Origin of the sequence: Aphanizomenon sp. CS-733/32, from assembly GCF_028330045.1 — a bacterium.
Classification (GTDB): domain Bacteria; phylum Cyanobacteriota; class Cyanobacteriia; order Cyanobacteriales; family Nostocaceae; genus Dolichospermum; species Dolichospermum gracile.
The window spans coordinates 1-7,713 of record NZ_JAQMSE010000023.1 but is presented as its reverse complement, the minus strand read 5'-3'; the positions used below and the strand labels follow the sequence as shown (position 1 = coordinate 7,713).

The following is a 7,713-nucleotide window of genomic DNA, read 5'->3' as shown; positions in this document are numbered from 1 at the left end:
TTCCCCGCCCTGGGGTTTCCCCGCCCTGGGGTTTCCCCGCCCTGGGGTTTCCCCGCCCTGGGGTTTCCCCGCCCTGGGGTTTCCCCGCCCTGGGGTTTCCCCGCCCTGTTGAGGTGAAATTAAACTAACTTTTCTAACCACCCGTTTAACGTTAAGTTGACACCATTAAGCTCATGCTTTACCCCTACCTTTAGAATCAAACAATCAAGCCGTTTTGAGTATAACTACTCTACCAATCCAAAAAGCTTATTGTATATAGGTTTCACAAAGTGCGCCCTGCTGGAATCGAACCAGCCTGAAGACGAATTATGAGTTCGTTGCCTCCCCAATCGGCCAAAGGCGCTTATTTACTTGGATTTTGACCTTGTAATTTCAGCTCAGTCATTTATTTTATGACTTTACTTTAACCACAGTACACCATTATATCATAATTTGGCAACCTATAAACAATCATCAAGAACAATTCCTGATTTTTCTTCCTTGTAGGAGTATAGGGACTAAAATCGGGAATGCTAAATTCAAAAATCCCCATTAGCATATATAGTAACTAAATCTAAATTTCAATTTCCTTATGAGAATAAATACTACTGTACTACTAACTTTAATTTTGTTAACTCTGATGTTGGGTGCCGGTTCTGCAAGTGGTTTTTTGGGCTTTACCCTGGGGAGTATGGCACTTAAAGGTGTGACTACACCAGATGGTCGTCCTGTGACTAAACTTAACAGCAACAAGGCTAATAACCCCCAGGAGGAAAGTGTAGCTTTTTTAAAAGAAGAAGATATTCTCAAAGCCGTGAAATCACGAATTAACGACAAAAAAAAGGGTAATAAACCAGACAAATCGGAAGAAGAAGAGATTAAAGTTACCAAGCCGCAACCAAAGGAAACACCCGTTGTCGAAGAGACTTCTCAACCAGGATTTCCGGTAACGGCTGAAAGTGAAGGTGTTACCATGTCTGTAAAATCTATTCGCTATTCCGGTGGTGATTTACTATTAAAAGTGAATATGCAGAATAAAGGTGACGAGTCTGTGCGGTTTCTCTATAGCTTTTTAGATATTACTGATGACAAAGGCAGAACTTTGAGTGCAATTACCGAAGGTTTACCCGCAGAACTGCCCGCCAAAGGTGCAGAATTTAAAGGTACAATCAGCATTCCTACCGTTTTACTTGATGATGTCAAGCAGATATCTTTATCTTTAACTGATTATCCGGCTCAAAAACTCAAGTTACAATTGTCTGATATTCCTGTAGAGAAAGATAATTAGGGTTTGCTAAAAAAGTCTTTTCGTGGGGGCTAGGAGTCAGGAGTCAGGAGTCAGGAGTCAGGAGTCAGGAGTCAGAAGGAAGAAGGAAGTGAGAATAGTCTCCAATTTGAGAAAGTGATGGGTTTTTGGTGGTTTCAATGCTTATTCCTGACATCTGATTTATCTTTTTCAACCCGGAAACTCTTAATATATCTAGGTTTCCCGTTTATTTAGCCAGCCGTAATTAAAATTTATTTGGGATTTTCTGCGCCAGTTGTCAAATTCTACACTATCTTAGACAGTGAGTGCTTTTTCTACCTTAAGTTGGACAGATACAGGACTGCGATTGTGTAGCGTGCTAGTGCTAATTGCTATCAATGCCTTTTTTGTGACGGCGGAGTTTTCAATGGTGACGGTGCGACGAACTCGGATTCAACAGTTGGTACAAGCTGGTGATATTCGAGCGATCGCAGTGGAAACATTACAACGTAGTATTGATAGACTACTATCTACAGCCCAATTAGGTATTACCCTTTCTAGTTTGGCTCTGGGTTGGATTGGCGAAAGTACAATTGCTGTATTGGTGGAAAAATGGCTCGATTCCTGGCCATTAAGTGTGAGAATGAATTATTTACTCGCTCATTCTTTATCAGTCCCTATTGCCTTTTTTGCTATTGCTTATTTACAAATTGTTTTAGGAGAATTGTGTCCAAAATCAGTGGCTATGTTATACTCAGAACATCTAGCTAGATTTTTGGGACCATCTGTTAAATCTATAGTCCGGTTTTTCAGTCCCTTTATTTGGGTTCTTAATCAATCCACCTATTGGCTACTACGATTGTTTGGGATTGAATACACGGGTCAGAGTTGGCGACCGCCTGTGACACCGGAAGAGTTACAATTAATTATCTCTACAGAACGAGAATCTACGGGTTTAGAAAATGCTGAACGAGAACTTTTAAATAATGTCTTTGAATTTGGGGATATTACCGCTGAAGACATTATGATTCCTCGCACTAGTATTATTGGTATCCCCATAACTGCGAGTTTTCAAACCTTACTTGAGGAAATAGCTACCACTGGTCACTCTCGCTATCCTATTAGCGGTGAATCTTTGGACGATATTCGCGGTATAGTCTACTTTCAGGATTTAGCACAACCTTTGGCGTTAGGAAAAATCACCCCAGAAACACAAATTCAGTCTTGGATGCGTCCACCTCGATTTGTACCGGAACAAACGCTTTTAAGTGAACTTTTGCCAATGATGCAGCAAGAGAAACCCGCTATGGTAATGGTAGTGAATGAATTTGGGGGAACTGTAGGACTAGTAACTATTCAAGATATTATTGCGGAAATTATTGGTCATGCTGGTGAACTTGACAGCACCAATGATTTATTGATTCAAATGGTAGACAAACAGACATTTTTGGTGCAAGCGCAAATTAATTTGGAAGAAGTTAATCAAATCCTACATCTCAATTTACCTTTAATGAGAGAATATCAAACTTTGGGCGGATTTTTGCTTTATCAATGCCAAAAAATCCCCAACAAAGGTGAGATATTTCATTATGACAATCTTGAATTTACTATCATCTCTGTTACTGGTCCGCGTCTTCACCAAATCCAAATTAGAATTTTAGATGGGGATGAATAGCAGGAGTCAGGATTCAGGAGTCAGGAGTCAGGAAGAAAAACCTGTTTTGGACAGAGTTTCATGAATACCTACGGTACGTTGAGACGAACAATTCATGTCCTAACCACCTTGACCGTTGCTATAACTTTGTCAAAATGGCGATTTCTGGGGAGTGGGATCGCTCTACTTTGATATTATTGGATATTGGTTATAATATACGCCTTATGTGAGTTAAAAATGCCCCGGTTATTTTAAGGGTTTCAGACTTCACCTTACCGACAAGTCCTAGTCTTACGAAGGAGATTGCATTGTTCTAGCCGCCAACTCACATAAGGCGTAATATAGTATTAAGAATTATAAACATTCTTTGCTAATTAAAAACTACAGAGATGTTTATAATTGATACATTTTTCAGAATTCAGAATGCTTGCGTCAACAGAAAACACAAGAGAAAAATATTCCTGATTCTTTCTTCTTCCTGACTCCTGACTCCTGACTCCTGACTCCTGACTCCTGACTCCTTACTTTTAGCATTTCCTATGAATAATGATAAAGCAGTGATGAATTGGCAAGAACTTACCGCATCTAATGTAGTGGTGAATACAAACCCCAATTTCTTGGCAGAAATTGTTCAAGAAACTTTTGCCTTAACCCGTCGTCTATTTATTCAACTCCAACGCCGTCCCTCTAGCCTGATAGCTGGGATTATTCAGCCTGTTATGTGGTTAGTTCTGTTTGGGGCTTTATTCCAAAATGCGCCCAAAGGTTTGTTTGGTAGTACGACAAATTACGGACAATTTTTGGCAGCAGGTGTGATAGTATTTACTGCTTTTGCTGGGGCGTTAAATGCTGGCTTACCTGTGATGTTTGATAGAGAATTTGGCTTTTTAAATCGCTTGCTGGTTGCACCTCTAGCTTCGCGCTTTTCAATTGTTTTTGCTTCTGCTATTTTTATTATTAGCCAAAGTTTACTCCAAGCAGCGGTAATTGTGGCAGCAGCGGCATTTTTAGGGGCTGGTTTACCTGATATTACAGGATTATGTGCGATCGCTCTCATTGTCTTTCTCCTCGCTTTAGGTGTCACCGCTATTTCTTTAGGTTTAGCCTTTGCATTACCCGGACACATTGAACTTATCGCCGTAATTTTTGTCACTAACCTCCCATTATTATTCGCCAGCACAGCCTTAGCACCTTTATCTTTCATGCCCGGTTGGTTGCAGGTTATCGCCACCCTCAACCCTCTCAGCTATGCAATTGAACCCATTCGCTATTTGTATTTACATAGCAGTTGGGGATTAAATGATATCATTATGCACGCCTTTTGGGGTGATGTTACCTTTGGGGTAGCGTTGTTAGTATTACTCGGTTTTGCACTAGTGGCTTTATTGAGTATTCAATCTCAACTACGTCGCAGTCTTGCTTAAAAATATACAAGGGCAATTTCATGGAAAGTCCATTTTTACCAGTTCGCAAAATTATTGTTGCCACTATCGCCAGTATGAGTTTCGCTTCTCTGTTAGGAGTAGCACCCACCTTAGCTAATCCTAATCAACCTTTTGGGACTTTGGAAAGCGATCGCAATAGCAATACCTTATCTGGTAATGGCTCAGATTTCAACCCCCTCAGTCTCATGCACACATTGCAAATGAGCAATACCCAATGGAATGCGGAACAACAAAATCAACAGTTAGATCCAGCCATAGCCGCATTTAAGGCAGAACAACAGAAACTTCTTCAACCTCAATTACAACAAAATCCCGGTACTTCTGCCATTATCCCTGGACAAAATCTCTTGCCTTTACAGATTTTACCATCATCAGGTAAATAACACTTACAGCAAATTGTCATCAAACCTGGAACAAGAACCCCACCCCCAACCCCCTCCCCGCAAGCGATGAGGGGGCTAGGATGTACCTTAATATGATTGGAAATTGCTGTAAATGGGAAATAATGGGCGCAAAGTCTGCGCCCTCAAGGAGTTACTTGATGATTAAAGTCCCAGTTTTGCCAAAACATCACTGGCTTGGGTACTAGTGTTAACAGAAGCATCAACATCAATGATTTTGCCATCACCATCAATTATGTAGGTAACACGCTTGGCATAACCACCACCATCAACATCATAAGCTGTAATTAGAGATTTGTCGGTGTCAGCCAAGAGGGGGAAATTCAGATTATATTTATTGGTGAATGCTTGATGAGAAACTTCATCATCAGCACTTACTCCCAACACAACAACATCTTTGTCTTTGTATTCAGCTTGAGAATCACGGAAACTACAAGCTTGTTTGGTGCAGCCTGGTGTGTCATCTTTGGGGTAAAAGTAGAGAACTACTGTTTTACCAGCAAAATCAGATAATGAAATTGTATTGCCGTTAGTGTCTTTGGCGGTAAATGCAGGTGCGTCTGTACCAACTGATAGAGGCATAATTCACCTTATCCTGTTTAGAAAATATTCATGCAATCAAGATTTTACAATAACTTGCTTACCGAATATTCTGCCAAAGAGGTATTTATTTTCCAAGCATTGACAAAAAGCCCAACATAGAGTAAGAAAAATGCCTACTGTGGATTCCTCAAACCTTAAACCCTTAGTTTATACTAGTAAAGCCCTAGAACGAGCGGAGCGATCGCTAATCTGTTCGCCCTTTAACCTGAATTTGTTTATAGCCATGACTAGCCAAAGTATCCAACTAGGTGCTATAGCAATGGAGAAAGGAACTCAGCAAAATTACACCAAGCAACCCTTATCAGAATTGACCTGTGAAAACGCTTTAGCCTGGTTAATTGATGTGGGAGTATTGCGGCGAGAAGTTGATGGACAGGGTATTACAGACAGTTTTCGCCTAACTCCCTTGGGTCATCAATTGATTGTCAAGTTAAAAGATCAGAAATTGCCTAATCCTTCCCTAAGCGATCGCTACAATGATTTTATGACTCGTTGGTTACGTTTACCCTTTTGACCGACATTAATTGTGCTTAAAACTTTGGTGGGGTGGGCATCTTGCCCGCCGTACTTATGCAAGTTTAAAAAAATAACAGTTTATTCACAGATGCACTACTAAATCTCAGCATACTAAGATATAGTTAAAAATGAAATCAATCATGGTAGTGGGAACAACATCCCACGCAGGGAAATCACTCATAACCACAGCTATTTGTCGGATTCTTTCCCGGCGCGGGTTGCGAGTATCCCCCTTTAAAGGTCAAAATATGGCTTTAAACGCCTATGTTACCGCCAGTGGTGGCGAAATAGGCTATGCTCAAGCAGTGCAAGCCTGGGCGGCGGGAATAGCCCCCCTGGTAGAAATGAACCCAATTTTACTGAAACCCCAAGGGGATATGACATCGCAAATTATCCTCAAAGGTAAAGCCATAGGTAAAGTCAGCGCCACAGATTATTACGAACAATATTTTGACATCGGTTGGCAGACCATCAAAGAATGTCTACAATACCTATCTACAGAGTTTGATGCTCTCGTTTGTGAAGGTGCTGGTAGTCCCGCCGAAATTAATCTCAAACACAAAGACCTAACTAATATGCGGGTGGCAAAACACTTAAATGCACCCACACTTTTAGTAGTTGATATTGATAGAGGTGGAGCATTTGCTCATGTAGTCGGCACACTAGAACTATTAGATCCAGAGGAACGCGCCTTAATTAAAGGAGTCGTCATTAACAAATTTCGAGGACAGCGCTCAATTCTCGAACCCGGAATTAAATGGTTAGAAGAACGCACAGGTATCCCTGTTGTCGGCGTGATTCCCTATTTAGAACAAGTTTTCCCAGCGGAAGACTCCCTAGATTTACTAGAACGCAAACCCACAAAAGCTAACTCTGAACTAAATATTGCGGTGATTCGTTTACCCAGAATTGCCAATTTCACCGATTTTGACCCCTTGGAATCAGAACCATCAGTCACCGTCAAATATTTACATCCTAAGCAAAGTTTAGGACATCCAGATGCAGTAATTATCCCAGGGACAAAAACCACCATTGCCGATTTAATTACCTTGCAAAAAAGCGGCATGGCAGAAGCAATTCAAAACTATGCAGCTTCTGGTGGCACGGTTTTAGGCATTTGTGGCGGTTTCCAAATGTTGGGGCAGTCTATAACTGATCCAGAAGGAATGGAAGGACAATCTGGTAAATATCCAGCGTTAAATTTATTACCTATAAAAACAGTCATTACTGGTCAAAAAACTGCCCGTCAGCGTCAAGTTACTTCCAATTATCCCCAAGCGGGTTTACCTGTGACTGGGTTTGAAATTCACCAAGGGCGCTCGCGCATAGAAAACCCAGCAGATCAAAAATCCTGTCAACCTCTATTTGATGATGCTAATTTAGGGTTAGTAGATAGTTGCCAATCGGTTTGGGGAACTTATCTACATGGAATTTTTGATAATGGTCCTTGGCGACGGGCTTGGGTAAATCGTCTCCGTCAACAACGGGGGTTGAAATCTTTACCCACAGGTGTGGCTAACTACAAAGAACAGCGGGAACAAATGTTAGATTCTTTAGCTACTCAAATTGAAGAGCATTTAGACTTAACACCGTTTATATAGATTAAGATGTTTTTCATTTCATCGGATTTGAGTTAAATCAATAAAAAGTTAAATAACCCCCCTTGTATTTTTATAAATGGGGGGTAATTTTTGATTCGTACTTAAGTTTGGCAACGGGGGATTTAAAACCGTGACGTACTCCACACACTCCCTTTCAGGTGAGTGTGGGCTTCTCAGTGACTCCTCTATGAGGACATTAACTGAGCTTTAAGACCGTGCGCCCCACGGTTCTTTGGTTTTGAGATTTGTTTTTTGTTTTGTAGGCTGC

7 protein-coding genes and 1 tRNA gene are annotated in these 7,713 nt (G+C 40.9%); 6 read left to right on the top strand and 2 right to left on the bottom strand.

What is annotated here, in order from left to right:
* Window positions 1-270: 270 nt before the first annotated feature.
* Window positions 271-343, bottom strand: a tRNA-Ile gene (locus PN471_RS01840).
* A 228-nt stretch (window positions 344-571) separates the two neighbouring features.
* On the opposite strand from PN471_RS01840, the gene PN471_RS01835 reads away from it, so the two are divergent.
* From PN471_RS01835 to PN471_RS01820, 4 genes are all read left to right on the top strand, one after another.
* A complete protein-coding gene (locus PN471_RS01835; RefSeq protein WP_193899136.1) occupies window positions 572-1,267 on the top strand; it encodes a hypothetical protein in 696 nt (231 codons plus the stop codon).
* 280 nt (window positions 1,268-1,547) lie between these two features.
* Complete coding sequence (locus tag PN471_RS01830) at window positions 1,548-2,900, top strand: hemolysin family protein (protein ID WP_271775422.1); 1,353 nt, start codon at window positions 1,548-1,550, stop codon at window positions 2,898-2,900.
* Window positions 2,901-3,418: 518 nt separating this feature from the next.
* Window positions 3,419-4,303 (top strand): ABC transporter permease, encoded by an 885-nt coding sequence (locus PN471_RS01825; protein WP_271775421.1) that lies wholly within the window; start codon window positions 3,419-3,421, stop codon window positions 4,301-4,303.
* Between the two features lie 20 nt (window positions 4,304-4,323).
* Window positions 4,324-4,707 carry a hypothetical protein gene (locus PN471_RS01820; protein WP_271775420.1) on the top strand — a complete coding sequence of 128 codons (384 nt, stop codon included), beginning with the start codon at window positions 4,324-4,326 and terminating at the stop codon, window positions 4,705-4,707.
* Window positions 4,708-4,869: 162 nt separating this feature from the next.
* Here the strand turns inward: PN471_RS01820 and PN471_RS01815 are convergent, their stop codons facing one another.
* A complete protein-coding gene (locus PN471_RS01815; RefSeq protein ID WP_271775419.1) occupies window positions 4,870-5,307 on the bottom strand; it encodes a peroxiredoxin in 438 nt (145 codons plus the stop codon).
* A gap of 130 nt (window positions 5,308-5,437) precedes the next feature.
* Here PN471_RS01815 and PN471_RS01810 point away from each other — a divergent pair, with 130 nt between their 5' ends.
* Together PN471_RS01810 and cobQ are read left to right on the top strand one after the other, a co-directional pair.
* Window positions 5,438-5,842, top strand: a complete 405-nt coding sequence (locus tag PN471_RS01810; protein WP_193899144.1) for an Npun_F0494 family protein — start codon at window positions 5,438-5,440, stop codon at window positions 5,840-5,842.
* 130 nt (window positions 5,843-5,972) lie between these two features.
* Window positions 5,973-7,445: a cobyric acid synthase CobQ gene (gene cobQ / locus PN471_RS01805; protein WP_271775418.1), complete on the top strand. Its 1,473-nt coding sequence runs from the start codon at window positions 5,973-5,975 to the stop codon at window positions 7,443-7,445.
* Window positions 7,446-7,713: the final 268 nt, after the last annotated feature.